This is a genomic window from Blautia massiliensis (ex Durand et al. 2017) (assembly GCF_051861785.1).
Taxonomy (GTDB): Bacteria; Bacillota; Clostridia; order Lachnospirales; family Lachnospiraceae; genus Blautia_A; species Blautia_A luti_A.
On the sequence record NZ_CP146725.1, the window covers coordinates 3,145,740 to 3,172,284 of the forward strand.

Annotated in this window: 24 protein-coding genes and 2 pseudogenes; 18 read left to right on the forward strand and 8 right to left on the reverse strand. The window is 45.4% G+C overall.

Annotated features, from left to right (window positions below; translation table 11 throughout):
• Positions 1 to 87 precede the first annotated feature (87 nt).
• The 4 genes from gpmI (at position 88) to V9W66_RS14785 (ending at position 5,383) form a co-directional block, all read left to right on the forward strand.
• The gene (gene gpmI / locus V9W66_RS14770) at positions 88 to 1,629 is read left to right on the forward strand and encodes a 2,3-bisphosphoglycerate-independent phosphoglycerate mutase (RefSeq protein ID WP_144094244.1); all 1,542 of its coding nucleotides are present in this window, start codon (positions 88 to 90) and stop codon (positions 1,627 to 1,629) included.
• A 257-nt stretch (positions 1,630 to 1,886) separates the two neighbouring features.
• Positions 1,887 to 3,239 (forward strand): MATE family efflux transporter, encoded by a 1,353-nt coding sequence (locus V9W66_RS14775; protein WP_144094310.1) that lies wholly within the window; start codon positions 1,887 to 1,889, stop codon positions 3,237 to 3,239.
• A 127-nt stretch (positions 3,240 to 3,366) separates the two neighbouring features.
• Positions 3,367 to 5,001, forward strand: coding sequence for a L,D-transpeptidase family protein (locus V9W66_RS14780; RefSeq protein WP_243121750.1), 1,635 nt, complete (start codon positions 3,367 to 3,369; stop codon positions 4,999 to 5,001).
• Positions 5,002 to 5,083: 82 nt separating this feature from the next.
• On the forward strand, positions 5,084 to 5,383 hold the full coding sequence (locus V9W66_RS14785) for a DUF3784 domain-containing protein (RefSeq protein ID WP_144094243.1): 300 nt from the start codon (positions 5,084 to 5,086) through the stop codon (positions 5,381 to 5,383).
• A 106-nt stretch (positions 5,384 to 5,489) separates the two neighbouring features.
• Here V9W66_RS14785 and V9W66_RS14790 read toward each other — a convergent pair whose 3' ends face one another.
• The gene (locus V9W66_RS14790; RefSeq protein ID WP_186290073.1) at positions 5,490 to 6,848 is read right to left on the reverse strand and encodes an MATE family efflux transporter; all 1,359 of its coding nucleotides are present in this window, start codon (positions 6,846 to 6,848) and stop codon (positions 5,490 to 5,492) included.
• A gap of 2 nt (positions 6,849 to 6,850) precedes the next feature.
• Positions 6,851 to 7,471: an HAD family hydrolase gene (locus tag V9W66_RS14795; RefSeq protein WP_144094241.1), complete on the reverse strand. Its 621-nt coding sequence runs from the start codon at positions 7,469 to 7,471 to the stop codon at positions 6,851 to 6,853.
• A 302-nt stretch (positions 7,472 to 7,773) separates the two neighbouring features.
• Between V9W66_RS14795 and sfsA the strand changes: the two genes are divergently transcribed.
• Genes sfsA through V9W66_RS14810 form a run of 3 tightly spaced genes read left to right on the forward strand, consistent with a single transcriptional unit; the run spans position 7,774 to position 10,535 of the window.
• Complete coding sequence (sfsA, locus tag V9W66_RS14800) at positions 7,774 to 8,454, forward strand: DNA/RNA nuclease SfsA (protein WP_144094240.1); 681 nt, start codon at positions 7,774 to 7,776, stop codon at positions 8,452 to 8,454.
• 12 nt (positions 8,455 to 8,466) lie between these two features.
• Positions 8,467 to 9,522 (forward strand): A/G-specific adenine glycosylase, encoded by a 1,056-nt coding sequence (gene mutY / locus V9W66_RS14805; protein ID WP_144094239.1) that lies wholly within the window; start codon positions 8,467 to 8,469, stop codon positions 9,520 to 9,522.
• On the forward strand, positions 9,519 to 10,535 hold the full coding sequence (locus V9W66_RS14810; protein WP_144094238.1) for a glycosyltransferase family 2 protein: 1,017 nt from the start codon (positions 9,519 to 9,521) through the stop codon (positions 10,533 to 10,535). Before mutY ends, V9W66_RS14810 begins: the two co-directional genes overlap by 4 nt.
• A 23-nt stretch (positions 10,536 to 10,558) precedes the next feature.
• On the opposite strand, the gene V9W66_RS14815 is transcribed toward V9W66_RS14810, so the two are convergent.
• Together V9W66_RS14815 and V9W66_RS14820 are read right to left on the reverse strand one after the other, a co-directional pair.
• Positions 10,559 to 11,248, reverse strand: coding sequence for a phosphatase PAP2 family protein (locus V9W66_RS14815; protein ID WP_144094237.1), 690 nt, complete (start codon positions 11,246 to 11,248; stop codon positions 10,559 to 10,561).
• 74 nt (positions 11,249 to 11,322) lie between these two features.
• Positions 11,323 to 12,255: a diacylglycerol/lipid kinase family protein gene (locus V9W66_RS14820; RefSeq protein WP_144094236.1), complete on the reverse strand. Its 933-nt coding sequence runs from the start codon at positions 12,253 to 12,255 to the stop codon at positions 11,323 to 11,325.
• A 180-nt stretch (positions 12,256 to 12,435) separates the two neighbouring features.
• Here V9W66_RS14820 and V9W66_RS14825 point away from each other — a divergent pair, with 180 nt between their 5' ends.
• The 6 genes from V9W66_RS14825 to V9W66_RS14850 all read left to right on the forward strand — a co-directional run bounded on the left by V9W66_RS14825 (position 12,436) and on the right by V9W66_RS14850 (position 18,645).
• A complete protein-coding gene (locus V9W66_RS14825; protein WP_021652293.1) occupies positions 12,436 to 13,110 on the forward strand; it encodes a response regulator transcription factor in 675 nt (224 codons plus the stop codon).
• 152 nt (positions 13,111 to 13,262) lie between these two features.
• A complete protein-coding gene (locus V9W66_RS14830) occupies positions 13,263 to 15,458 on the forward strand; it encodes a DNA topoisomerase III (RefSeq protein WP_144094235.1) in 2,196 nt (731 codons plus the stop codon).
• A gap of 48 nt (positions 15,459 to 15,506) precedes the next feature.
• Positions 15,507 to 15,953, forward strand: coding sequence for a DUF6483 family protein (locus V9W66_RS14835; protein ID WP_243121749.1), 447 nt, complete (start codon positions 15,507 to 15,509; stop codon positions 15,951 to 15,953).
• The gene (locus tag V9W66_RS14840) at positions 15,953 to 16,624 is read left to right on the forward strand and encodes a YkgJ family cysteine cluster protein (RefSeq protein WP_144094234.1); all 672 of its coding nucleotides are present in this window, start codon (positions 15,953 to 15,955) and stop codon (positions 16,622 to 16,624) included. Before V9W66_RS14835 ends, V9W66_RS14840 begins: the two co-directional genes overlap by 1 nt.
• Before the next feature lie 79 nt (positions 16,625 to 16,703).
• Positions 16,704 to 17,519 carry a LysR family transcriptional regulator gene (locus tag V9W66_RS14845; protein ID WP_243121747.1) on the forward strand — a complete coding sequence of 272 codons (816 nt, stop codon included), beginning with the start codon at positions 16,704 to 16,706 and terminating at the stop codon, positions 17,517 to 17,519.
• A 337-nt stretch (positions 17,520 to 17,856) separates the two neighbouring features.
• Positions 17,857 to 18,645, forward strand: coding sequence for a shikimate kinase (locus V9W66_RS14850; RefSeq protein ID WP_144094233.1), 789 nt, complete (start codon positions 17,857 to 17,859; stop codon positions 18,643 to 18,645).
• Positions 18,646 to 18,786: 141 nt separating this feature from the next.
• On the opposite strand, the gene V9W66_RS14855 is transcribed toward V9W66_RS14850, so the two are convergent.
• Entirely contained in the window at positions 18,787 to 19,038 is a 252-nt protein-coding gene (locus tag V9W66_RS14855) for a LysR substrate-binding domain-containing protein (protein WP_243121746.1), read from the reverse strand.
• A gap of 35 nt (positions 19,039 to 19,073) precedes the next feature.
• On the opposite strand from V9W66_RS14855, the pseudogene V9W66_RS14860 reads away from it, so the two are divergent.
• Positions 19,074 to 19,217, forward strand: a pseudogene (locus V9W66_RS14860) (sugar phosphate isomerase/epimerase); the annotation flags it as partial.
• Between the two features lie 28 nt (positions 19,218 to 19,245).
• Complete coding sequence (locus V9W66_RS14865; protein WP_243121745.1) at positions 19,246 to 19,425, forward strand: hypothetical protein; 180 nt, start codon at positions 19,246 to 19,248, stop codon at positions 19,423 to 19,425.
• A gap of 243 nt (positions 19,426 to 19,668) precedes the next feature.
• Here V9W66_RS14865 and aroD read toward each other — a convergent pair whose 3' ends face one another.
• From aroD to V9W66_RS14880, 3 genes and pseudogenes are all read right to left on the reverse strand, one after another.
• Positions 19,669 to 20,430 (reverse strand): type I 3-dehydroquinate dehydratase, encoded by a 762-nt coding sequence (gene aroD / locus V9W66_RS14870; protein ID WP_144094231.1) that lies wholly within the window; start codon positions 20,428 to 20,430, stop codon positions 19,669 to 19,671.
• A gap of 37 nt (positions 20,431 to 20,467) precedes the next feature.
• Positions 20,468 to 21,346 (reverse strand): shikimate dehydrogenase, encoded by an 879-nt coding sequence (locus tag V9W66_RS14875; RefSeq protein WP_144094230.1) that lies wholly within the window; start codon positions 21,344 to 21,346, stop codon positions 20,468 to 20,470.
• A gap of 221 nt (positions 21,347 to 21,567) precedes the next feature.
• Positions 21,568 to 23,359: pseudogene (locus V9W66_RS14880) on the reverse strand (FAD-dependent oxidoreductase).
• A 462-nt stretch (positions 23,360 to 23,821) separates the two neighbouring features.
• Between V9W66_RS14880 and V9W66_RS14885 the strand changes: the two are divergent.
• The 3 genes from V9W66_RS14885 to V9W66_RS14895 all read left to right on the forward strand — a co-directional run bounded on the left by V9W66_RS14885 (position 23,822) and on the right by V9W66_RS14895 (position 26,268).
• On the forward strand, positions 23,822 to 24,478 hold the full coding sequence (locus V9W66_RS14885) for an IS607 family transposase (RefSeq protein WP_439362996.1): 657 nt from the start codon (positions 23,822 to 23,824) through the stop codon (positions 24,476 to 24,478).
• The gene (locus V9W66_RS14890) at positions 24,408 to 25,571 is read left to right on the forward strand and encodes an RNA-guided endonuclease InsQ/TnpB family protein (RefSeq protein ID WP_439362787.1); all 1,164 of its coding nucleotides are present in this window, start codon (positions 24,408 to 24,410) and stop codon (positions 25,569 to 25,571) included. Before V9W66_RS14885 ends, V9W66_RS14890 begins: the two co-directional genes overlap by 71 nt.
• A gap of 193 nt (positions 25,572 to 25,764) precedes the next feature.
• Entirely contained in the window at positions 25,765 to 26,268 is a 504-nt protein-coding gene (locus V9W66_RS14895; RefSeq protein WP_092069605.1) for an NUDIX hydrolase, read from the forward strand.
• Positions 26,269 to 26,545: the final 277 nt, after the last annotated feature.

Genomic DNA, 26,545 nt, shown 5'->3' on the forward strand with positions numbered 1-26,545 from the left:
AAGAATCCTGAATGGTACAGAGGGTTTCAGAATCAGTGAAGAGCTGTGCCGGACAGATTTTCGATCAAAGATAAGAAGGGGAAAATTATGAGCAAAAAACCAACAGTTTTAATGATCCTTGATGGATACGGACTCAATGACAGACATGACGGAAATGCTGTATATGAGGCAAAAACACCGGTTATGGACGGACTCATGAAAGATTATCCGTTTGTAAAAGGCAATGCCAGCGGTCTTGCGGTAGGTCTTCCGGACGGACAGATGGGTAACTCCGAGGTTGGTCATATGAACATGGGCGCAGGCCGTATCGTATACCAGGAGCTTACAAGGATCACAAAAGAGATCCAGGACGGCGATTTCTTCAAGAATGAGGCACTTCTTACTGCTATGAAGAATGCAAAAGACAACGATTCCGCGATCCATTTTATGGGACTTCTTTCTGACGGTGGCGTACACAGCCACAATACACATCTCTACGGACTTCTTGAGATGGCAAAGCGAGAGGGACTCAGGAAAGTTTACGTACACTGCTTCCTGGATGGTCGTGACACACCGCCTGCATCCGGTAAAGAGTTTGTAGAGCAGCTGGAAGCTAAAATGAAAGAGATCGGCGTTGGTGAGATCGGTGTGATCTCCGGACGTTATTATGCAATGGATCGTGATAACCGCTGGGATCGTGTTGAGCTTGCATATAAAGCTCTTACACAGGGCGAAGGCGTAAAGGGAACAGATGCTGCAGCAGCAGTTCAGGCTTCCTATGATGATGGCAAGACAGATGAATTTGTGCTTCCGACTGTTATCGAGAAGGACGGCAAACCGGTTGCAACTATTTCCGATAAGGATTCTGTTGTATTCTTCAACTTCCGTCCGGACCGTGCAAGAGAGATCACAAGAGCTTTTTGTGATGACGATTTTAAGGGATTTGAGAGAGCAAAGAGACTGGATACCACATTCGTATGCTTCACAGAGTATGATGATACCATCCAGAATAAGCTGGTAGCATTCCACAAGGTTCTTCTTCACAATACCTTTGGTGAGTACCTTGCAGCTCACGATATGACACAGGCACGTATCGCCGAGACAGAGAAATATGCACATGTTACATTCTTCTTCAACGGTGGTGTTGAGGAGCCAAACAAAGGAGAGGACAGAATCCTTGTAAAATCCCCGAAGGTTCCGACTTACGATATGCAGCCGGAGATGAGTGCACCGGAGGTTTGCGAGAAGCTTGTAGAGGCGATCAAGTCTGACAAATATGATGTGATCATCATCAACTTTGCGAACCCGGATATGGTTGGCCATACAGGTGTTGAGGCAGCTGCGATCAAGGCTGTTGAGACTGTTGATGCGTGTGTTGGTAAGGCTGTAGAGGCGATCAAAGAGGTTGACGGACAGCTCTTTATCTGCGCTGACCATGGTAACGCAGAGCAGCTTGTAAATTATGAAACAGGTGAGCCGTGGACAGCTCATACAACGAACCCGGTACCGTTTATCCTTGTAAACGCAGATCCGAAATACACACTTCGTGAGAACGGATGTCTTGCAGATATTGTTCCGACTCTGATCCAGCTTATGGGTATGGAGCAGCCGAAGGAAATGACAGGAGAGTCTCTTCTTGTTGAGAAATAAATAAGCTTCACGGAATCCCGGCAGATTTTTACGGATCTGCCGGGACTTTTTTCATCCGATTGTTTCTGTTTCCACACATGAAAAAAAATTTCAAAATCATCTTGTAAAATCATTCCACTTCAACTATAATCCCTCTGATACATAAAAACAGGTAACGTTTGAGCAACTGTAAAGTTACAGAAAGAATAATAAAAAGAATAACAAAAAGCAGCACAAAGTTTATGAACGATCAAATTAAATGGGGGAAAAAAGATTTCATGAAAACAGACATGACACAGGGAAAACCGGTAAAAGTGCTCCTGGGATTTACGATCCCGGTATTTATTGGTAATGTATTTCAGCAGTTCTACAATATGGTAGATGCGGTGGTTGTAGGAAAATTTGTAGGAACAAAGGCACTGGCGGCAGTTGGCTCAACAGGAACTATCATCTTTTTGATCATGGGCTTTCTTCTGGGACTTACTGCCGGTTTTACCGTACTGACTGCACAGAAGTACGGTGCGGGAAAAATGGATGAGATGCGTCAGACCGTGGGAAATGCACTGATCCTGACAGCGCTGATCTCGGCAGTGATGACAGCAGTCAGCATGACAGGTATGCATGCACTTCTGAAATTTATGCATACGCCGGATGATATTTTCAAGGATGCATATGCTTACGTTATGATCATCTGCGGAGGGATTTTTGCCCAGGCATTATATAATATCCTGGCCAGTATCCTCCGTGCACTGGGAAACAGTAAGGTACCACTGTATTTTCTGATCTTATCTGCAATGCTGAATATTGTGCTTGACCTTGTATTTATTATCGTGTTTAAGCTGGGAGCGCCTGGAGCAGCCTGGGCTACCATTATTTCCCAGGGAGTTTCAGGAGTCTTATGTCTGGTATATATCTGGAAGTTTGTGCCGGAGCTCCGTATGAAAAAAGAAGACTGGTATTTCAGACGTAACCTCGCAGCCAAGCAGATCGGTGTGGGAATCCCAATGGGACTGCAGTATTCCATTACGGCGATCGGAACCATGATGGTACAGTCAGCCTTAAATATGCTTGGCTCTTATGCGGTGGCGGCGTTTACAGCAGGAAGTAAGATCGAGCAGATCTTCACCCAGGCTTTTGTGGCACAGGGAACTGCCAGCGCTACCTACAATGCACAGAATATCGGAGCCGGAAAGCTTGAGAGAGTGCGGGAAGGCTTCCGGGCTTCGCATTTTATAGGAATTGTATATTCTGTTGTTGTTGGCGGTTTTCTGTTCTTTGCGGGAAAATATTTCGCATATCTGTTTATCTCAGATAACATTGAAGAAGTGCTTCCTATGGTAGCAATCTATGTAAAATGTGTGGCACTGTTTTTTATTCCTCTGTATTTTGTTAATGTACTGCGAAACGGGATCCAGGGAATGGGATATGGTCTTCTTCCTATGATGGCCGGCGTGGCTGAGCTTGCAGGAAGAGGGATCACCGCTACCATTGCAGCCGGGAAAAGCAGCTATATCGGTACCTGTCTTGCAAGTCCGGTGGCCTGGATATTTGCGTCAGTACTCCTTTGGGTAATGTACTTCTATGTTATGAAAGATATGGCGCGGAAGCTGTACGGTACAAATAAGTTATAAAAAAAACGTGAAATGAGATGCAATTTCCGGAAAGTATGATATAATGAAAAAGCTGGTGAGTAAGACCAGAAAGTATTAATGGAAAGGTGCCTTTTTTGAAGGCACATGAACATAGAGGTGAATAAATATGAGCAACGATGAAAAGAGGGATATTGAGGACAGGATCAATGATGCCATGGCAAAGATCGTCAGTGATACTGCAGGAGAGCCTCAGCCTGAAAATAAAAAAAACAGATCAGCTGCTCACAAGTCGGCAAGACCTTCGAAATCAGCAAGGCCAAGGAAGATCACCTACGTACCTATCGATGAATCTGAATTTGAACCTATTGTTATACCCGAAAAGAAAAAGCATAAGGCACTGAAGGTAACCGGAATGATCGCCGCCATGGTTTTGGTAGTGGCAGGCTGTGCATATGCAGGAGTATCTTATTATTATACCAGTCATTTCTTTGAGGGCACAACGATTAACGGGATCGACAGCTCCAACAGGACTGCATATGAGGTGGAGCAGGAAATCGCAAAAAAAATGGAAGGCTATTCCATCCAGGTAAAGGCCAGAGATCAGGAACCGCAGACTATAGAAGGAACGGATATCAGTTATCGTTATATATCCAGTGGTGAAGTTCTGAAGCTTTTGAAAGCGCAGAAGCCCTATGAATGGGTGAGAGGATTTTTTGAAAAGACGACTTACACGGCAAGTGAGCAGACAGCTTTTGACAAGTCAAAGCTGGAGTCAGCAGTGAAAGCACTGAACTGTGCCCAGAAAGAGAATCAGGTAGCACCGGAGAATGCGTACGTAAGCTTTAATGATTCCGAGTTTACGATCGTGCCGGAGACAGTGGGAAGTGAACTGAAGGTAAAAGAAGCCTATCAGATGATCAGTGATGCTATCAGCAGCGATGACCGGGAAGTAGATCTTGGCAGTAACCCGGATGCTTATGTGAAAGCAGATGTGACCAGCGACAGTGCAGATCTGCAGGCAACGGTGGATGCATATAATAACTTTGCGAGGGCAAGCATCACCTACACATTTGGAGATGAGACAGTAACACTTGATGGAAGCACCATCAAGAACTGGCTGCAGTTTGACGAAAAGGGCCAGCTGATCCAGGATGATGCATCCTTCAAACAGCATATCGTGGATTATGTGGCACAGCTTGCAGCGGATCATGATACAGTAGGTACAGAGCGTCAGTTCCAGACAACAAGCGGAAGAACTGTTTCGGTTTCCGGTTCTGCATATGGCTGGAAGATCGATCAGGACGGAGAGGTGGCACAGCTTACCCAGGAGATCCAGTCCGGAGCTCAGACGACCAGAGAGCCGGTTTATTCCATGAGAGCCAATTCCTATGGTGTGAATGATCTGGGAAATACCTACATTGAAGTGGATCTTACAGAACAGCATATGTGGTATTATCAGGATGGAAATGTGATCTTTGAATCAGATATCGTATCCGGACTTGCAAGTGATCCGGAGAGAAAAACACCTCCTGGAATCTTCACCTTGTACTATAAGAAGAGCCCGGATGTGCTACGTGGCACCAAGAAAGCAGACGGAACCTATTCCTATGAACAGCCGGTAACTTACTGGATGCCGTTTAACGGAGGCATTGGATTCCATGATGCAGACTGGCAGCCGTATTTTGGAGGCGATCGGTATCTAACCGGCGGTTCCCACGGCTGTATCAATATGCCGCCGGATAAAGCGGGAGAGCTTTACAACATTATCCAGTATAATGTTCCGATCGTCTGTTTCTATTGAGCGGATCTGCAGTCAAAAAACAAACAGGAGCCAGCCGGTGATCCGGTGTGTGGCTCCTGTTCTTTAGCAGGAGGAAAATATTATGTTTGATCAGTCATTCAGCTTTATACTTACAATCGCAGCACTGGTAGCAGGATTTATGCTTTTTACCGGACACGGTTCCTTTTTTATGAAAGGCGGAAACACACAGGCCAGAGCCCGGAAGTATGATGAGAAAAAAATGGAAAAGGTTTCAGGAATCTGTCTGATACTTATCGGAGTGGCTACAGGAGTTGACGCATTCACCACAAGTGTAGCAGCAAAGATCGCCTATGTAGTAATTCTGTTTGTGATACTTGCGGTATTTCTGTTTGTACTCAGAACAAAATGTATCAAAAAATGATCAGAAGTATCAGAACTATCCTTTAGGTAAAAAAGCAGAACTCCCCGTGAAACGGTAACCTGTCTGATCAGGCTCCGGTATCCGCGGGGAGTTTTTCTGTCTGTATTTAGTTTAATTTCGTTCGGCTGGTCTGCCGGAATGTCAGAGTAAAGATGATTCCCTTTACGATGGAAGTAAGGGAAAGTGCCCACCAGATACCATTAAGTCCCATTCCCGCATGAGTCAGCAGCATGGCAAGCGGGATTCTGGCCCCTGTCAGGATAATACTGATGATACTGCAGAGCTTGGTCATACCAAGGCCGGACAGTGCACCGATGGTCATCAGCTCAATGGACATGAAAGCCTCACAGAAGCCGATGATGATCAGGTAATTTACAGAAATCCTAAGGGATTCCGGATCATGGAAAAACAGTCCGGAGATCGGGCGTGGGAGCAGCACAAAGGCTGCAGTTATGATAAGGCCCCAGATTGTCAGGATACCAAAGGAAATACGGTAGCCCTGGCGGATGCGGTCGTATTTTTTTGCACCGAAATTCTGTGCGGTAAAAGCATTTAAGGCAGAGGCAAAGCCGTCCGCGGTGTTCCAGGAAACGGATTCGATCTGTCCGCCCACACGCTGGACAGCAATGGCAGCAGCACCGAAGGCGGAAACCATTCTGGTCAGTACCATGGAAATCATACAGTAGAGCATGCTCTGGATAGCGGTTGGAAAACCAATGCGGATGATATTTTTATAAAATTTTCCCGGAAAACGTGAAAAAAGATGAAGTTCACGAAGTACATTTGTTTCCAGCCCGGAAGTAAAGATCCGGAAAATCAGCACTGCAAAAACCAGGAACTGTGCAGTTACTGTGGCAATGGCAGCACCTGCCGTTTCAAGCCGTGGAAAAGGTCCAATGCCAAGGATCAGGAGCGGATCCAGGAGCATATTTCCCACAAGTCCAAGAAAATTGGCCATCAGCGGAGACCTGGAATCTCCCTGGGCTGTAAAAAGTCCGGTGAGAGTCAGGTTCAGGAAGGAAAAAATGATCAGTCCGCAGGTGATCAGCATATAAGATCTGGCAGAAGAATATGCTTCCGGGTCTGTCAGATTAAAAAAACCGATCAGAGGATCAAGAAATATAATACTTGCTGCAGCAAATAAGAGACCGAAGAGAATGGTGATCTGCAGGGCACTGGCCGCGTAGGAACGTGCCTCTTTATAATCCTTCCGGCCGCAGGACTGTGCTGTGTTTACCTGTCCGCCCATTCTCGGAAGGGCTACCAGTCCCTGGGAAAGCCACACATACATGCCGCCCACACCGACACCGGCAACTGCCTTGGAGCCCAGAAGCCCGATCCAGGCCATATCTGTGATATTATAGGCAGTTCCAAGAAGGGAAGATGCCATGATAGGAAGAGCAAGCTCTGAAAGCGTTTTCAGGATCGGACCGGAAGTAAGGTCTATGGATTTTGATCTTTTCATACTCATCTGCATATCTCCGTAAGGTCAAAAGGCCTGGTGATCCGGTAATCCGGTTTATCCACCTGACCGAAACCGTATTCAGCAAAGATAAAAGGAACTCCTGCTTTCCGGCAGGCATTAAAGTCTCCTATAGTATCACCGATATAAACCGGATCGGAAAGATTATTATCCTCGCGGATCTTCATGATATTTTCCGCTTTGGCCATGCCGGTGTCACCGGGACAGAGATGGCCCTTGAAATAGTGTCCGAAGCCTGTGGATTTCAGGAACACTTCAATATATCCGGCCTGGCAGTTACTGACGATAAAAAGAGGAAAACGGCTGGAAAGAATCTTCAGTGTTTTCTCAAGATCCGGATACAGCGGAGCACATTTGCGAAGCAGTGCCTCGTGCTCTGCCTGGCAGCAGCCGTCGATGATACGAAGCTGTTCTGCTTCCGGAAGCTCAGGGAAAAGAGCCTTTGCGATATCCGGCAGCAGCTGGCCGAAAAGCCCCATCAGTCGTTTGGCGCTTACGTCGGTATCCATGTGCTCCGTATGGATAAGGTAATCACTCCAGGCCTCAGCTACGATCCCGGTGGAATCCCAGAGCGTACCGTCAACATCAAAAATAATACTGTCCATCAGAAAAACCTCCCCAAAAAACTATGATATGTAAAAAAAGCAACCCTTTGTACTGGACATAGTACAAAACAAGTTACTGTTCACTCCGTTCTCAGCAATACGCTTCGCGATGCACAGAATTTATGCTAATCCCATAAATTCGCGCGGTATGTCTCGGGTTTTCTGTGACCTTCGCTCACAAAAACACCTCGCAGAATATTACCAGTGAACAGTAATCAAAACAATTCTATATGAGAAAAGAAAAAAAAGCAACTGCGCTTTTGAAGATTTTATGTTATAGTAAGGGTTATGAGGGAAAAACTATGAATTATAAGAATACGATCAGAGGTATATTCAAAGACAGGCCTAACCGTTTTATCGCTCATGTGCAGATCGGGGATCAGCTGGAAACGGTCCATGTGAAGAATACAGGCAGATGCCGGGAACTTCTTGTTCCGGAAGCAGAAGTGATCCTGGAAAAGAATGATAATCCTGCCAGGAAAACGAAATACGATCTGATCAGTGTGAACAAGGAGGGCCGCTGGATCAATATGGATTCCCAGGCCCCAAATAAAGCAGCAGAAGAGTGGGTGGCGGCCGGAAATCTTTTTCCGGAGAAAGTGACTGTCAGGAGAGAAAAGACATACGGAAATTCCCGTTTTGACCTGTATGTGGAATCCGGGAAGCGAAAGGCTTTTATCGAGGTAAAAGGCGTCACTCTGGAAGAAAATAATATCGTGCGTTTTCCGGACGCACCTACAGAACGGGGGATCAAGCATCTCTGTGAGCTGATGCATGCAGCAGCTGACGGCTATGAGGCGTATCTTCTTCTGGTGATCCAGATGAAGGGTGTAAAGTATTTTGAACCAAATCGGGAGACACATCCGGAATTTGGAGAAACACTTAAGGCGGCAGCAGATGCCGGTGTTCACATCCTGGCCTATGACTGTGCTGTCACGGAAGATTCCATGAAGATCTGTGATCCGATACCGGTAAGATTATAGAAAGGAAACGATATGCCTGAAAACATTGCAGAACCTCTTCTGAAATGGTACGATAAAAACAAAAGGATCCTGCCCTGGAGAGATAAAGACAATGCCTATTATACCTGGGTATCTGAGATCATGCTCCAGCAGACCCGAGTGGAAGCGGTGAAACCTTATTTTCAGCGCTTTATCCAGGAACTTCCGGATGTAGCAGCCCTTGCGGCGGCACCGGAAGAGAGGATCATCAAGCTGTGGGAAGGCCTTGGCTATTACAGCCGTGTCCGCAACATGCAGAAAGCGGCTGTTCAGGTCATGGAAGAATATGGAGGCAGGATGCCTGAGGATTTTGAGACACTTCTCTCGTTAAAAGGAATAGGAAGATATACGGCAGGTGCCATTGCGTCCATTGCCTACGGAAAGAAAGTCCCTGCAGTAGATGGAAATGTGCTGCGGGTATACGCAAGACTCACCGAAAACCGTGGAGATATCATGAAACAGTCTGTACGGAAATCGGTGGAAAATGATCTTACAGGGCAGATGTCTGAGGACAGACCAGGGGATTTCAACCAGGCTATGATGGAGCTGGGAGCTGTAGTCTGTGTCCCAAACGGAGCAGCAAAGTGCGAAGAATGCCCGCTGGGGCATTTTTGCCTTGCCAGAAAGCATGGAACTGTAGAAGAACTTCCCGTAAAAGCACCGAAGAAAGCCCGCACCATAGAACAGCGGACGGTCCTTGTGATCCAGGACGGAGTAGGTACAGCGATCCGTAAACGTCCGGATACAGGACTTCTGGCAGGCCTTTATGAGCTTCCAAATGTGGAAGGACATCTGACGGAGAAGGCAGCACTTGCCCGGGTAAAAGCCATGGGGCTGGAACCACTGCGGATCGAAGCACTGCCGGATGCGAAGCACATTTTTTCCCATATTGAATGGAGGATGTGTGCTTATCGTATCGCTGTATCCTCTCTGGAAGAAGCACCGCAGGGGGAGTTCCTGTTTGTGGATAAGAGAGAATCCGATAAAAAATATGCAATACCATCTGCGTTTCGCACATACACCAGATATATGAAGGAGGAAAACTCATGAAACTTTTGAGCGTAGCAATACCATGCTATAATTCAGAGGCTTATATGTCAAAATGCATCAATTCCCTGCTGATCGGAGGAGAGGAAGTGGAGATCATCATTGTAGATGATGGCTCCAGTGACCGTACTGCCGAGATCGCAGATGATTATGCTGAGAAATATCCAACTATCGTAAAAGCCATACATCAGGAAAATGGCGGCCATGGACAGGCAGTCAACACAGGGATCAAAAACGCAACAGGACTTTATTTCAAGGTTGTGGACAGTGATGACTGGGTAAATCAGGACGCCTACTATGAAGTCCTGAAAACACTTTATGAACTGACACGTGGGGCTGAGACCGTGGATCTTCTCATTAGTAATTTCGTTTATGAGAAGCAGGGAGCTGCCCGCAAAAAGGTCATGCAGTACAGACACTGTTTTCCGACAAACCAGATTTTCGGATGGGATGAGGTACGCCACATGAAAAAAGGCCAGTATCTCCTTATGCATTCCATGATATACCGTACAAAACTTCTCCATGACTGTGGAATGGAGCTTCCAAAGCATACGTTCTACGTAGATAACCTGTTTGCGTTTGAGCCGCTTCCCTATGTAAAAAATCTCTATTATCTGGATGTAAATTTCTATCGGTATTTTATTGGAAGAGATGATCAGTCTGTCAATGAGAAAGTGATGATCAAGCGTATCGATCAGCAGATCCGTGTAAACAAACTGATGGTGGACGCCTATCTGAAGGCTAATGTGAGCAACCGCAGACTTCGTGCTTATATGTTCAGCTATCTGGATATCATCACAACCGTTTCTTCGATCATGCTGGTAAGAGCTGCAACGCAGGAATGCCTGGATAAAAAACAGGAGCTGCAGGATTACATCAAAGACCAGAATATGGGACTGTACCGGAAGCTTCGGAGAAGTCTCTTCGGAAGAGTGTCCAATCTTCCCGGAAGAGGTGGAAGAAAGATGTTTGTGGCAGCATATAAGATCTGTCAGAAGTTTTATGGATTTAATTAAAAAAAGCCCCCAACGGGGCTTTTTTATAAATTCTGTTCCGGCTTCTTCTTGCGCATATTGGATAGGGAGCGCTGTTCCTCGTAATTATCCACTCTCTGTGGATAGAACAGGAGATGTCCGAACAGTGCCAGTGTGGTGCCAAGACATACATCAATCACAGAATGCTGCTTGATAAACATGGTGGACAGGACGATCAGAACAGAAAGGATCAGAGCTCCTCGCTGAAGCCATTTCCTGTCTTTCAGTGCCTGGCAGTGATGAATGGCAAAATAAACAGCCAGGGAATTAAATACATGGATACTTGGCAGGATATTGGTGGGAGTATCTGTCCGATAAATCTCAGCCACCAGTCGTGTAAAGATGTTGCTTCTGGGGAATACCGCAGGGCGGAGATACTGAACGTTCGGATAGATGTAGGAAACGACAAGGAAAACCGTCATTCCCATCATCAGGTTGAAGATCAGCTGGAAATATTCCTTTTTATTCTTATTGCGAAACAGGAAATACACAACCGTCATTATCACATATGGAAACCATAAAAGGTACGGAATAATAAAAATCTCGCAGAACGGGATCATATCATCAAAAACAGTATGTACAACATGGTAGGCTCGTACAGGCCGCTGTTCCAGATATCCAAACAGGATAAGATAGGCAACGAAATAAATCGCTATGATAAAACCGTGCCTGTATTTTTTTATTTTACTCAACATTTTGCCGCTCCTTTTCTTGAGGTATGGCTGATGTCAGCCTTAAGCTTCTTTTTTTGTTAAGTATCTACCTGTTACTATAACACAGGCATTATGATTTTTAAAGGTTTCTTTTCAATGGTAACAGAAAATTCACGCTGGATCCCACCGGATTCTCCGTCTTTATGCACAGGAAGGGAATGGGCACTTGTAATATGTACGTTTCTGCACTGTAAAATATGTACACCGCGAATGCGGGTATGTTTTCCCCAGAGAGCGCTCGGCAGGCAGAACAGCATTTTCAGCTTGGAGATTCCTTCAATAACGATCACATCCAGTAAACCATCCTCCGGACTGGCGTTTGGACAGAATTTAAAGCCTCCGCCTTCATATTTCTGGTTCATTACAGCCGCAAACCAGGTCCTGCTGAAGGTTTGTGGCTTGTTCCTGTCAAGTGTTATCGTGACCGGGGACGGAGTAAGGAAGAGAAATTGCTTCAGTGCCACCATAAGGTAGATGAGTTTACCCATATGGAGACGGTTGAGAAATTTTTTGCCAGGTGTGATCAGGACTTCCTGACAGATTGCCGCATCGTAGCCCATTCCTGCACTGATGCCGAAACGGTAGGAATGGCTGCCAAGGTGGAGAACAGGAACATCCATGAAAATGGTCCGTCTGTTTTCAAGGATAGAGCGAAGCGCTTCAAAAGAATCAAAGGGCAGGCCCATACTGCGGCAGAAATCGTTGCCGGACCCGACCGGAATAAATCCGAAAACAACCGAAGACAGATCAATGATCCCGGTAAGTACTTCGTAAATAGTGCCGTCACCACCTACAGTTACCAGAGTTACCGGATCCTCCGGTGTTCCGGCGGCACTGATCCTCTGTGCCAGTACTGTGGCGTGTCCCACATATTCTGTGAGAAAATACTGATATGAGATCCCCTGACTTTCCATGATGCTGCGAAGCCGGTTCCAGACATTACGTCCCTCACCGGATCTTGAATTGGGATTCACAATAAAAGAATACATAATAAAAAACCTCCAAACAACTCTCTGCTTTATCATAACATTGACGTTCGGCTTTTACAAATTAAAATTTCTTAAGGATTTCTATATTTTACATAAACTTAACCTTTTTTCTATGTTGGATTTTACGAATGCACTTTATACTTGCACGTATCAGATGAAAAATGAAACTGGAGGAAAATTATGATATATCTTGTGGAAGATGATGAAAGTATCCGTGAACTTGTTGTATATACATTAAACAGTCAGGGTCTGGAGGCACAGGGTTTTGAACGGCCATCACTTTTCTGGAAAGCGCTGGAAAAAGAACTGCCTTCACTGGTGCTTCTGGACATTATGCTTCCGGAGGAAGACGGACTGTCTATTTTAAAAAAAATCCGTATCCGTCCGGATGTGCGGAAACTTCCGGTGATCATGCTTACTGCAAAAGGAAGTGAGTTTGATACCGTGGTAGGTCTGGACAGCGGTGCAGATGATTACATTCCGAAGCCGTTCCGCATGATGGAACTGATCTCCAGGGTACGTGCCCTTCTTCGGAGATCAGAGGACAATGGCGCAGAGGAGTATCGTATGGAAAATCTTTATGTATGTCCGGGAAGACATGAGGTAACTGTTGATCAGGAGCCTGTGAATCTGACACTGAAAGAATACGAGATGCTTTGTCTCCTTCTGAAAAACAGTGGTACGGTTCTTTCCAGAACACAGCTTTTAAATCAGATCTGGGGATATGAATTCGACGGGGAGAGCAGAACCGTAGATGTACATATCCGTACCCTTCGCCAGAAGCTTGGCCCGGCAGGAGATCTGGTGGAAACAGTTCGTGGAGTGGGCTATAAGATCAGCGGAAAATGTGCATGAACAGCTGCTGAGAGTAATATGAAAGTAAAGAGCATTTCGACGGAAAAAGGCTTCGGCCCTTTTCTGGACGAAGTGCTTTTTTCATGCTATAATAGTTGAACCCCGGAGCTCTGAAAAACAGGCTCCAAAGAGTAAGAGGTGAAAGAAAAAATATGAAATCATTAGTAATTGCGGAGAAGCCCTCCGTTGCCAGAGACATTGCCAGAGTCCTCCACTGCAGTCAGAAGGGGAACGGAACCCTGGAAGGAAAAGACTATGTAGTGACCTGGGCCCTGGGACATCTGGTAACACTGGCAGATCCGGAAGAATACGATAAAAAATATACCAAATGGGAGCTTTCCACGCTTCCCATGATGCCGGAGAAAATGAAACTGGTGGTGATACGCCAGACCTCCAAGCAGTACAATGCGGTGAAAACCCAGCTTTACAGGAAGGATATCGGGGAGATCATCATTGCCACAGATGCCGGACGTGAGGGAGAACTGGTAGCAAGGTGGATCCTTGCAAAGGCAGACTGCCATAAACCTGTTAAGCGTCTGTGGATTTCATCCGTAACGGACAAAGCAATCCGTGACGGCTTTGCCCACCTTAAAAACGGCCATGATTATGATGATCTTTACCGTGCGGCACAGGCCAGGGCGGAGGCGGACTGGCTGGTGGGAATGAACGGGACCAGAGCGCTGACCTGTAAATACAATGCCCAGCTTTCCTGCGGACGTGTGCAGACCCCCACTCTTGCCATGATCGCAAGAAGAGAGCAGGAGATCCGGGAATTTAAGCCGGAGGATTATTACGGGATCACTCTGCAGGCGGGAAATGTACGCTGGACCTGGCGTGACGGAAAAAGCGGAAGCCTCCGCACCTTTAAGAAGGAGCGTGCCCAGGAGATCCAGACAAAGGCAGGAAAAAGCAGCCTTACCATAACAAAGGTTTCCAGAAAGCCGAAGAAGACCTATGCGCCGGGGCTTTATGACCTGACCACTCTTCAGAGAGAAGCCAATCAGAAATACGGCTTTTCTGCAAAGGAAACTCTGAATATCATGCAGAGGCTCTACGAGAACCACAAAGTCCTTACCTACCCAAGAACGGATTCCAGATATATAGGAAAAGATGTAGTTCCTACCATTAAAGAGCGTCTTCAGGCATGCGGGACAGGTCCTTATCGAAAACTTGTCGGTGCGCTGGTCAATAAACCGATCCAGACCAGTGCTGGCTTTGTGGATGACAAAAAAGTCAGTGACCATCATGCCATCATTCCTACAGAACAGTTTGTACAGCTGGATCATATGACCAACGAGGAACGGAAGATTTACGATATGGTAGTACGCCGTTTCCTGAGCGTGCTGTATCCGCCGGCTGTATATGAGCTGGTAAGCATGGAAGGAATTGCAGCAGGAGAAACTTTCGCTGCAAGCGGACGTATTGTAAAAAGTGCAGGGTGGAGAGAGGTTTATGAAGGCGGCTGGCAGGATGAGGATGAAGAGGAATCCGGTGATAAGCTGAAAGACCAGAAGCTTCCGGAGCTTACGGAAGGTCAGATACTTACTGTGGAAGGAGCAGCTCTTACAGCAGGCAAAACAAAACCACCGGCCAGATTTACAGAGGCCACGCTGCTGGGAGCCATGGAGAATCCGGTCCACTTTATGGAAAGCCACGACAAAAAAGCGGCAAAAACTCTTGGTGAGACCGGTGGACTTGGAACAGTAGCCACAAGAGCGGACATCATCGAGAAGCTTTTCAACAGCTTTATGATGGAAAAAAGAGGTAATGAGATCTACATTACCTCCAAGGCGAAACAGCTTCTGGAGCTGGTTCCGGAAGAATTGAAAAAGCCGGAGCTTACCGCAGACTGGGAGATGAAGCTCAGTGATATTGCAAACGGAAAGCTCCGTCAGGATAAATTCCTCACAGGGATCCGTAAATATGCCTGTGAGATCGTAGATGAGATCAAAGGCGGACAGGGAACCTTCCGTCATGACAATATGACAAACAAGAAGTGCCCCAACTGCGGCAAACATCTCCTGGCAGTCAACGGAAAGAATGCCAAAATGCTGGTGTGCGAGGACCGGGAATGCGGATACAGAGAGACAGTATCCAGGACCACCAATGCGCGCTGTCCGAAATGCCATAAGCGTATGGAGATGCTTCTGAAGGGAAAAGAAGAGACCTTTGTATGTCAGTGCGGCTATAAAGAAAAGCTTTCATCCTTCCAGGCAAGACGAGCCAAAGAGTGTGCAGGTGTGAATAAGCGTGATGTGCAGCGTTATCTCAAGAAACAGCAGAAAGAGGCCAATGAGCCGGTGAACAATGCATTTGCACAGGCGTTGTCAGGAATTAAACTGGATTAAATAAATTGCCTGTCCAGATATCCGGGGTTCGGATGAGCGGAGGACCGGATGCAGATACGTCGGTGGGAGAAATGTGTCTGGCAGAACAGGACAGCAGAAAGAGAGGAAATCGGTATGGGATTACAGGATGACAGAATGTCAGGAAATATTCAGGATATCGCAAGACTGATCACAAGACTTCTTCTTCAGGGAGATATGCCGCAGTATACACTTCCTGCAGCAGAGGCAGATTATACAGAGGCAGACCGGCTTTTTAAGAAGGTTATCGGACTTGCTGATGCGGGTGATATCAACGGAGCGGAAAATGAGCTTCTTATAAATATGGAGGACGATGATCCGGATTATCTGGAACTTGCCCTTACCTTTTATCTGTATCTCAATGATATGGATGTAGATTACCTGGATGATCACGATTATTCCAGGGAGGAGATCCTGGACGGGTTGAAAAGCCTGGCTGAGGACTGGGGAGTTACAGGACTGGAGGCACTTGTCTGATGCGGCGGGAGGTTACATTGGAGGAAATTTCCGACGGCCGTTTATACGAGGCAAATGACATGGTAAAGGCAGACTGTCAGGACTGTAAGGGCTGTTTTGACTGCTGTACAGGAATGGGAGATTCCGTTGTACTGGATCCGCTGGATGTATGGCGCCTGAGCCAGGGACTTCACTTAAGTGTGGACCAGCTGCTTGCCGGAAAAATAGAGCTTGGCGTCACAGACGGAAATATCCTGCCGCATCTCAGGATGACAGGGGCAGAGGAACGATGCGTATTTCTGAATGGCAACGGAAGATGCTCCATCCACAGCTTTCGTCCGGGCTTCTGCCGTTTGTTCCCGCTGGGAAGATACTATGAGGATGGTGGTTTTAAATACATCCTTCAGATCCACGAGTGCAAAAAGACCAGCCGCAGTAAGATCAAGGTCCGGAAATGGGTAGATACTCCGGATTTTCGAAATTACGAAAAATTTGTCTGTGACTGGCATTATTTTCTTCTGGATGTCCAGGCGGTTCTCTATGAGAGCAAGGACAGTGATCTGATCCGAAACCTGAACATGTATGTGGTGAACCAGTTTTACAGGAAGCCTTATGATGAGAAGCGGGATTTTTATGAGCAGTTTTATGAGAGACTTGCGGCGGGAAAAGAACTCCTGAGCCTTGGAGTGTGAAACAGACCAGGCAGCGAGGTGTCTGAGCTTACCTGCCTGAAAGTCTCGCGCGCGGAGGAAAGAAAGGATTTTTTGACATATGAACTTAAATCAGCTCACATATTTTGTGACTCTTGCCCAGATCGAAAATTATACCAGAGCAGCCAAGAGGCTGGATATAACCCAGCCAAGTCTGAGCCATGCGATCTCCAACCTTGAAAAGGAACTGCAGGTTCCACTTTTTGAGCGTCACGGAAGAAATGTGACCATGACCAAATACGGGGAAATGTTTCTGAAATATGTGCAGGACTCTTTACATATCCTGAATCTTGGTGTGGAGAGGATACAGGAAGCGGCAAGGATTCCGGGAGGAAGTATTTCCATCGGGTATATCCATACCCAGGGACGCAGATTTATCCCGGAGCTTGTCCGGGGGTTCCTTAATGAACAGGAGGGGAAGAAGATTGATTTCCGTTTTCAGAATGCAGCTACCGGAAGTCTGATCAGGGGTCTGAAGGAAGAGAAATTCGACGTGATCTTCTGTTCCCGGGCAGAGGGCGAGAAGGAGATCAGCTTTGTGCCGGTGTCAGAAGAAAAGCTGGTGGCTGTAGTGCCTGAGAACCATGCTCTTGCAGACCGAAATTCAGTGACCATAAAAGAGCTGGGGCAGTATCCGCAGGTGACCTTTACCCCTGCAAGCGGACTGTATTTTGTGATCCGGGAGCTTTTCGAAAAGGAAGGACTTTCACCGGAGACGGCCTTTGAGGTAGAAGAGGATGGTGCACTGGCAGGTATGGTGGCGGAGGAATTTGGTGTAGGCATTGTGCCGGATGTACCGGTGATCCATACACTTCCTGTGAAAATCTTAAATATCGAGAATCTTCACTATCGCCGATATATATATATATGGGAATGATGAAAAACCGGTACCCAAGTGCGCTTGTGGAGCAGTTCCGGGAGTATATATACAAGCATTACCGGATTTATGAAGTGATACAGTAGAATCTTGGCGATAAAATTTCTGTAAAAAATCTCTGCTTCTGTAATAGGGCGGAGATTTTTTTGACACAGATCCTGGCATGAATACTATAGCAATTCCATAAAAATAATCTATAGATCACATGTGTAAATTCAATGAAAGTTTGGGTTGAGATAAAAATGACCAGTTGGTATAATAAGGACAGACATTTGATTTAAAGTGGTAAAGTGATGACGGAAATCCGTGATAAAATGAACGAAGTAAAGGAGACATTATGAACCAGTTAGAAGTATTAAGAGAGAGCCTTGGACAGTGCGATGAGATCATCCTGGATGCACTGCTTATGAGAAACAGAATCGTTGAGGACATCATGGTATACAAGGAAGCCAATGATCTTCCGGTACTTCAGCCGGAACAGGAGGTGAAGCAGAAAGGATGGCTGGAAGCCAGAATGGAAGGCAGACGTCATAAGAAAGAGGTCAATGATGTTTTTGCAAGTATCATCCAGAACAGTAAGAGAATACAGTCCAGAAATCTTTTCAATTATAATATCTTCCTGATCGGATTTATGGGAGCTGGTAAATCTACGATCTCCGATTATCTGAAGAATGTTCTTGCCATGGATGTTGTGGAGATGGATCAGTGTATCGTGGAGAGACAGGGAATGAGCATTTCCGATATCTTTGAGACTTACGGTGAAGAGTATTTCCGTGAGCTCGAGACAAATCTTCTGATCGAGATGCAGTCCAGATCTAATGTTGTAGTATCCTGTGGCGGTGGTGTTCCGATGCGGGAGCGCAATGTTGTCGAGATGAAAAAAAATGGCCGTGTTGTACTTCTGACTGCAAAGCCGGAAACTATTCTGGAACGTGTAAAGGATAATCATGACCGTCCGTTACTTGAGAACAACAAAAATGTTTCATTTATCGCTGACCTGTTGGAAAAACGTCGCGAGAAATATGAGGCAGCAGCAGATATAGTTGTTGAGACAGACGGAAAGAGTGAGCTTGAGATCTGCGAGGAGCTGATCCACAGACTTCGTGAGGCAGAGGCAAATAAATAACTGCTGATCATAAAACAGAATAGTTTTACATATAAAAGGGACAGCTGTCCGATAAACCGTACAGAAACAGAACGGAGATCGGGCAGCTGTTCTTTATGATATAAAAGATCCGGACCATATATTTGCAGATGAACAGATCGTTTAATTGGTCTTATAAAAAATTTCCCTCAAGGTTTCCTCAATCACAAATTTTTTAAAGGCTTCCACGACCGGCGGATGGTATACATCCTTCAGCATGGCCATGTAGAAATTCCGCTGCCAGCTTGGAGAAACAAGGGGCAGGATCTTAAGGTTCAGAGAGTGAAGGATCGGGATATCCGGTGCAATGCAGATGCCGAAATCATTGGCAACAAATCCTGCGGCAACCTGATCCTCATCGATCTCAAAAGCCACATCCGGGTACTGACCGATGCTCTTAAATAACTGGTATGTGTGAATTATTTAACGTAAAACAGATCAACTGCGGACTGATGGAGAACTATTCCGTAGAGTACACAGCACAGAAGCTTCGTGAGCTTTGCCACAGAGCAGGCAAATACATCATCGGTGTTGAGCCAATGCCATACAGAGGTTATCAGCGATGCAAACCTTGAAAAAGGTATGGATTACTGCAGAACAGACCGTGACAAGATGATCGCAGGTGTTATGGCAGCTGTGCTTGCAACACAGGGAACTGCATGGGCATCCGCATGTGCCCTGGCTGTAGGCTTCGGCCTGAATATCTTCCTTTCAAACTGGGACCCCAGAAAGAAAGAAAGAAGAGAATGCCAGCGAGGATAAAAATTGATCAGAGGAATAACAAAGATATAAAAAACAGAAAAAGAAGAAGTGTGCTGGATGGGTCAGCACACTTCTTCTTTTTGTCATGAGATTTGTTGTTTTTAATTATTATTTTAATAGATTTGCTATTATGGGATTAAAATTGCAAAAATTTGTTACATCAATTGGGATTAAAAATTGGTTTATAATTCGCGTTCTGTTACAAAAATCTACCCTAGATCCTTTTTATGGGAGGTTACAGGATCACAGGCTTTTGTGGATAATGTCAAGAACCTGCGCAAGCTCGTTGACATTGATCTGTCCCGGTGCGGAAGCTTTGGTAGCTGCACCGAAGGTAAGGGCGGAACCGAAGGTTTCGCCAGCGAGACGGCTGACAACACCTGTACCTGCCATGGCCATGGTAATGATCGGGCGGTCGGCGAACTGCTCGGACATTTTCAGCGTGGCACTTAAGAGTGTAAGCACGTCCTGTTTGTTTCTTGGCATAACAGCCATTTTGGGGATATCTGCGCCATAGTCCTGCATCATGCGAAGACGGCGCACGATCTCATCCTTCTCAGGAGTTGCGTCAAAATCATGGTTGGAAGCGATGACCTTTACGCCATAGCTGTGTGCTTCCCGGATCATGCTTTTTACGATCTCCTCATCTGTGAAGGCTTCTACATCAATGAGATCTACATAGCCGCTTTTTGCGACAGCCATGTTGAGTGCTTTGTAAGCTTCGTTGGAGATTGCTTTTTCTCCGCCTTCTTTTGCAGTACGGAAGGTGAAGAGGATCGGAGTGTCCTTTAAAACGGCCTGGAGATCTTTTGCCACATCCAGAACCTTGTCTGTGTCAAAAACGTCCTCAAACCAGTCAACACGCCATTCCACAATGTCTACGGGGATCCTTGCGAAGGTCCCTGCCTCAAGGAAGATATCATCCTTTGTCTGTCCCACGATCGGGACACAGATCTTCGGTCTTCCTTCTCCGAGTGTGATATTTCTTACCTGAACTGTTTTCATAATAGTCCTTTCTGATACGACAGGAACAGATAGCAGTTTAGTCGCCGTATCTGATGTTAAGAATCTCTTTCATATGCTCGATCGGCATCGGTTCGCCGGTCCACAGTTCAAATGCAGCAGAGCCCTGGAAAAGCATCATGCCAAGGCCGTTCATTGTCCTGCAGCCAACTTCCTTTGCCATAGAACGCATAGCAGTTTCAAGAGGGGAGTAAGGCACGTCAACAACGATAAGCTCCAGGCGGAAGTAAGACTTGTCCGGAACAACGGACTGACCTTCCAGTGGTTTCATTCCAACACCTGTCGCATTTACGAAAATATAACTGTCAGCCATTTCTTTTTTCAGCTGATCAAGATCTGCCAGATCATAGAGAACAGCATGGCTTGAAGTTCTGGTGTTGATCTTTTCTACCGTAGATACCGCACGGTCCCAGAATTCATCTTTGCGGTTGAAGATCACGATCTCGCCTACACCGTCAAGCGCTGCCTGGATCTCGATAGCAGTTGCAGCACCACCTGCACCTACGATGGTCATTTTCTTTCCGATGGCGTCGATGTTATTGTCCTTCAGTGCTGCCATAAATCCGATACCGTCTGTGATATGGCCTGTAAGATGACCATGATCATTAACGATGGTGTTTACAGCGCCGCACATTTCTGCTGCCGGTGAAAGCTCATCAAGGTACTGGCCTACCAGAGTTTTGTTCGGCATGGAAACGTTGGAACCTCTCATTTTCAGAGTACGGATGGCTTTTACAGCATCTTCGATCTCGTCTGCACCAACCTCAAATGCAAGATATGCATAATCATAGCCAAGCTTTGCAAAAGCTTCATTCTGCATGGCAGGAGAGCCGGAGTGGCGGATCGGATATGCCATAAGACCAATCAGTTCGGTATGTCCTGTGATTCTTTCTGACATGGTAATAACTCCTCTCATTGGTAAAATCTGGATGAAGATTTGTCTTTTTTAAACCTCCCGCCACATAGATCTGAAGAAGTTGCGGACATTCTCCGGACGGCTGCGGGGGAGGAAGACGTGGAAAAACTATGTTACGGATCACCGAGTGAACTGTAACAGATCTATATACACTTTCCGGTAGAAGGATTGAAATGTTCCCGGAAAGGGTATAGCGGAAAATATTAAAGGTATCCCTTCTGCTCAAGAATGGTAAGGATATTGCGTCCTTCCTGGGTACCGTCAATGATTCGTCTTGCTCTCTGGCTGTCGCCGATGTTCATGATCTCAACATCCTCAGAAGAAAATTCCTCTGTGAGGTTCTGGTAAAGCTGTCCCTGAGCTCTCATTCCCAGACATACGAAGCCGTACTCAAATGGAAACTCATAAGGCTCACCTTCGCCCCTGACAAGGAAGGAAGAATCCTTAACCTCAAGGAGAGCAGTTTTTGTAAGCTGATGTACATTGTGTTTTTCATCATGGTCTTTGTGTCATTTTTGCTTACCGGGTCAAGATCACGTCCGATCTGATCCATCATCTCAACAATAGAGATGTCTGCGTTTCTGTCAGCAAAGAATTCCACAACATCAAGACCTACAGCACCGCCGCCTACAACAACAACCTTTTTTCCTTCCAGATCCTTCGGAAAATCATTAATATGGCTGATTATACCAAGAATAGAATAAATATTATGGTTCTCGTTGTCAATACGATCCTTCAGTCCTGCGATCGGAGGCAGAAGCGGAGCGGAGCCGGTGGAGCTTACGATGATATTCGGATGGAACTTGCGGATGTTTTCCGGTGTTCCTTCGCAGTGCCGCCGCCGATAACGACCACGTTGCAGTTTTTATTTACATGTTTTTTCTTATATACATCGCCCTCAAGAACAGATGGGTTTACAGTACAGCGGATCGGACGGTTTCCGGCACAGCCAACGTTACAGGAGATACATTTGCGGAGGTCACACTCATGACCTGTGGCAACCTTGTTTACCCATGCAGGGTCTGCAATCAGACCTCGGCCCATACCGATCAGGTCTGCATCACCGTCAGCCAGGATACGCTCAGCAACCTTCGGGTCACGGGCATTACCCATGGAGATACATGGCTTGTTGAATTTTTCTCTTACGGCCTTTGCCATGTAGGAACGCCATCCGTCCGGGAGATAATTTGCATCGATCTGGTACTGGATGGAACCGTTAAGTCCGCAGGAAACATCGAAGATATCAACCTCTTCCTGAAGATAATCCAGGTATTCCAGAGTATCCTCCAGTGTATTTCCACCCTCCATCAGCTCATCCGCACTGAGACGGAGCATGATCGGGAAGAAAGGTCCTACCTGTTTTCTTACCTCATCGATGACCATACGGCAGAAACGGGTACGGTTCTCAACAGATCCGCCGAACTCATCGGTACGCTTGTTTGTGATCGGGGAGAGGAACTGACTGATCAGATAGGAGTGTCCTGCATGGATCTCTACCGCGTCAAAGCCAGCTGTCTGTGCACGTTTTGCAGCCTCACCGTATTTTTTTACGATGTGAAGGATCTCGTCTTTGGAAAGAGGACGCGGGATCTCGCCGCCTTCTTTAGATGGAACGTCAGATGCGGAAACCGGCTGCATGTTGATCCTGGAAGAAACAGCGGAAGCTCCGGCATGGTTGATCTGGATCGCGATCTTTGTTCCGTATCTATGAATATTTTCACAGAATTTGAAAAGACGTGGCAGATAGTTGTCATGATCGATGCGCAGCTGTGTGGTTCCGTTGGAGCCCTGCGGGGAATCGATGCTTGCGTTCTCTACGATGATGAGACCTGTGCCACCCTTTGCACGCTGCTCATAATAATTGATATGAAGAAAACTCATTTCGCCGTTCTGTTCACCGTAGTTGGTGCCCATCGGCATCATAACAATACGGTTCTTGATAGTCATATTTTTAACGGTTAATGGGGAAAAAATATGCGGATAATCATTCTTCATTTGGAAAAACCTCCCTGGTTATTTTAAATAGAATCGTTTGTTTGTGTTAATTATATAACAGAATAATCTATAAAACTAATTCATAATACGAGCAATATAATAAAAATAGTCTATAGATTTTTCGCATATCATCTTTCAGGCTGCAGGTACTTGCGTGCTTATAATATAAAAAAAACAGATGTAGAAAGCTAACTGGTTACTGAGAACGAAGTGAATAGTAAAGATAACTGGAAAATGGTACCGGATCCAGGGGTTTACATATATGATTTTAACGTGTTATCATAACAAATAAAAAGATACAGAAAACGGAGAAACGGGCAGGCTGAAACGGATCAAATGTAAGACCGTATTTCCGCGTTCTGTAAAAAGACAGGAGGATGATATAAGTAACTAAATATATTGCAAAAAGATATTAAATGTGTTTAAATATACTTATGGAGGTATATTATGAACACATCAAATATCACAAATTATAAACCAAAAGATTTTGCTGAATTATTAGGTGTTTCTGTAAAAACGCTTCAGAGATGGGACAGAGAGGGAATCTTAAAAGCAAACCGAACTCCAACAGACAGGCGTTATTACACATATGACCAGTATCTTCAATTTAAAGGTATAAATATAGAACCTGATAAACGAAAAGTTGTTATTTATGCAAGAGTATCTACCAAAAACCAAAGGGATGATCTTCAAAATCAGACAGCATTTCTGCGTCAGTTCTGTAATGCCAGAGGAATGATCGTAGACCAGTGCATGGAAGACTATGGAAGCGGACTTAATTATAACCGCAGGAAATGGAATGGATTACTGGACGAAGTCATGGAGCAGAAGGTCAAAACCATAGTGATCACGCATAAAGACAGATTTATCCGTTTTGGATACGACTGGTTTGAAAGATTCTGCATGAAATTCCACACAACGATACTGGTGGTGAACAATGAAGAACTGTCACCACAGGAAGAACTTGTACAGGATATTATTTCCATCCTTCATGTATTTTCCTGTAGATTATATGGACTTCGTAAGTATAAAAAACAGATAGAAAAGGATGAGGAGATTGCTGAAGAGCTTCAAGACAGAGATCAATCCTACAGAAGAGCAGAAGATCAAAATACATAAGACAATCGGCACATGCAGATATATTTATAATTTCTACCTGTTTCATAATAAAGAACGTTATGATGCCGGTGAAAGATTTATGAGCGGCAAGTCGTTCAGTGTATGGCTGAACAAAGAATACCTTCCAGGGCATCCGGAATATTTCTGGATCAGAGAAGTCAGTTCCAAATCGGTAAAGAATGCAATCGAAAATGCCTGTACCGCTTTTTCAAGATTTTTTCATCATCAGAGTAGTTTCCCGAGATATAAGAAAAAAGGAAGATCTGATGTAAAAATGTATTTTGTAAAGAATAATCCCAAAGACTGTCTCTGTGAACGTCACAGGATCAAGATCCCAACACTTGGCTGGGTAAGGCTGAAAGAAAAAGGTTACATTCCGGCCTCTAAGGATGGATATGTGATCCGAAGCGGGGCAGTTTCCATGAAAGCAGGCAAATATTATGTGTCTGCACTTGTCGATATACCTGCTCCGGAAGCAGATGGAAATTTCACTGATGGGATCGGAATTGATCTGGGGCTGAAAGACTTTGCAGTTGTGTCAAATGGAACTGTATACAGAAATATCAATAAAACAGCACGGATCAGAAAACTTGAGAAACAATTAAGACGGGCACAGCGAAAGCTTTCCCGTAAATATGAGAACTTAAAGAAAGGAGAGACCACTCAAAGAGCAAATATATGCAAACAAAAGCTTAAAGTACAGAAACTTCATCATCGGATAGAAAATATCCGTACAGATCATATCAACAAGGTAATATCTGAGATAGTGAAAACCAAGCCGTCTCATATAACGATCGAGGATCTGAACATATCCGGGATGATGAAGAACCGGCATCTCTCAAAAGCAGTTGCGTCCCAGAAATTCTATGAATTCCGGACAAAATTGAAAACAAAATGTGCTGAATATGGAATCGAACTGAGGGTAGTTGACCGATGGTATCCATCTTCCAGGATCTGCCACTGCTGCAGCTGTATTAAAAAAGATCTGAAACTTTCAGATAGGATCTACAGATGCACATGTGGATATATTGAGGACAGAGATCTCAATGCAGCACGGAATCTGAGAGATGCAGAGACTTACGAAGTTGCATGATCCCGCAAACGTAAGTATGTACCGAAGGCTATTTCGGGAATTAACGACTGTGGAGTGTACTTAGGATCTGTGAGTAGAGATAACTCCGGTTACTCAAAAGCATACACAAAGAAACAGTAAGCGGTATTCGTGAGAATCCGCATTATCTCGATGTGAGTATGTTTAATCACATTTTGAGTGGCAGATAGATAAAATGGAATTCTGGGATATTTACGATGCAGATAAGAAACCGACAGGACGAACTATGAAGCGCAATGACTGGTGTTTAAAGGATGGAGAGTATCATCTGACAGTTTTGGGTGTGGTAGCAAGACCGGACAAGACCTTTCTTATTACCAAACGTGTGATGACAAAGGCCTGGGCTCCAGGCTGGTGGGAGGTTTCCGGCGGTGCAGCCCAGGCAGGAGAGGCTTCCCGTGATGCAGTACTCCGTGAGGTGAAAGAGGAGACCGGACTGGACGCCAGTGAGGCAGAGGGCGGATACCTTTTTACATATAAAAGAGAGAATCCGGGGGAAGGAGATAATTACTTTGTGGATGTGTACCGTTTTGTCATGGATGTGGAGGATAAGGATCTGAAGCTTCAGACAGAAGAGACAGACGGATATATGTTTGCAACCCTGGAGCAGATCCGGGCGTTTGCCGCAGAGGGAAAATTCCTACATTATGACAGTATTAAGAAGGTGTTTGAGTTCTGAGCAGATTTCTGACTGGTTTTCCGCAAGGATTTGAAAATAAATGTTGTTTTTTGTGGATTTCTATTTTTAAAAACGTTGTTTTTTGACTTGTTTTCGAAGAATTGTCTTGACATTAAAATTGGTAAATAGTAAAATTAAGTCAGATGAACTGCCAGACGGTTTTTTGACCATGAGCAGGTAGCAGAGCGGATTTCAAAGATCTGCCTGACTTTAGGAAGCTGTAAGCCGGATGAATGAAATCCGGCTTATAAAATTATCCAAATACTATCAGATCGAG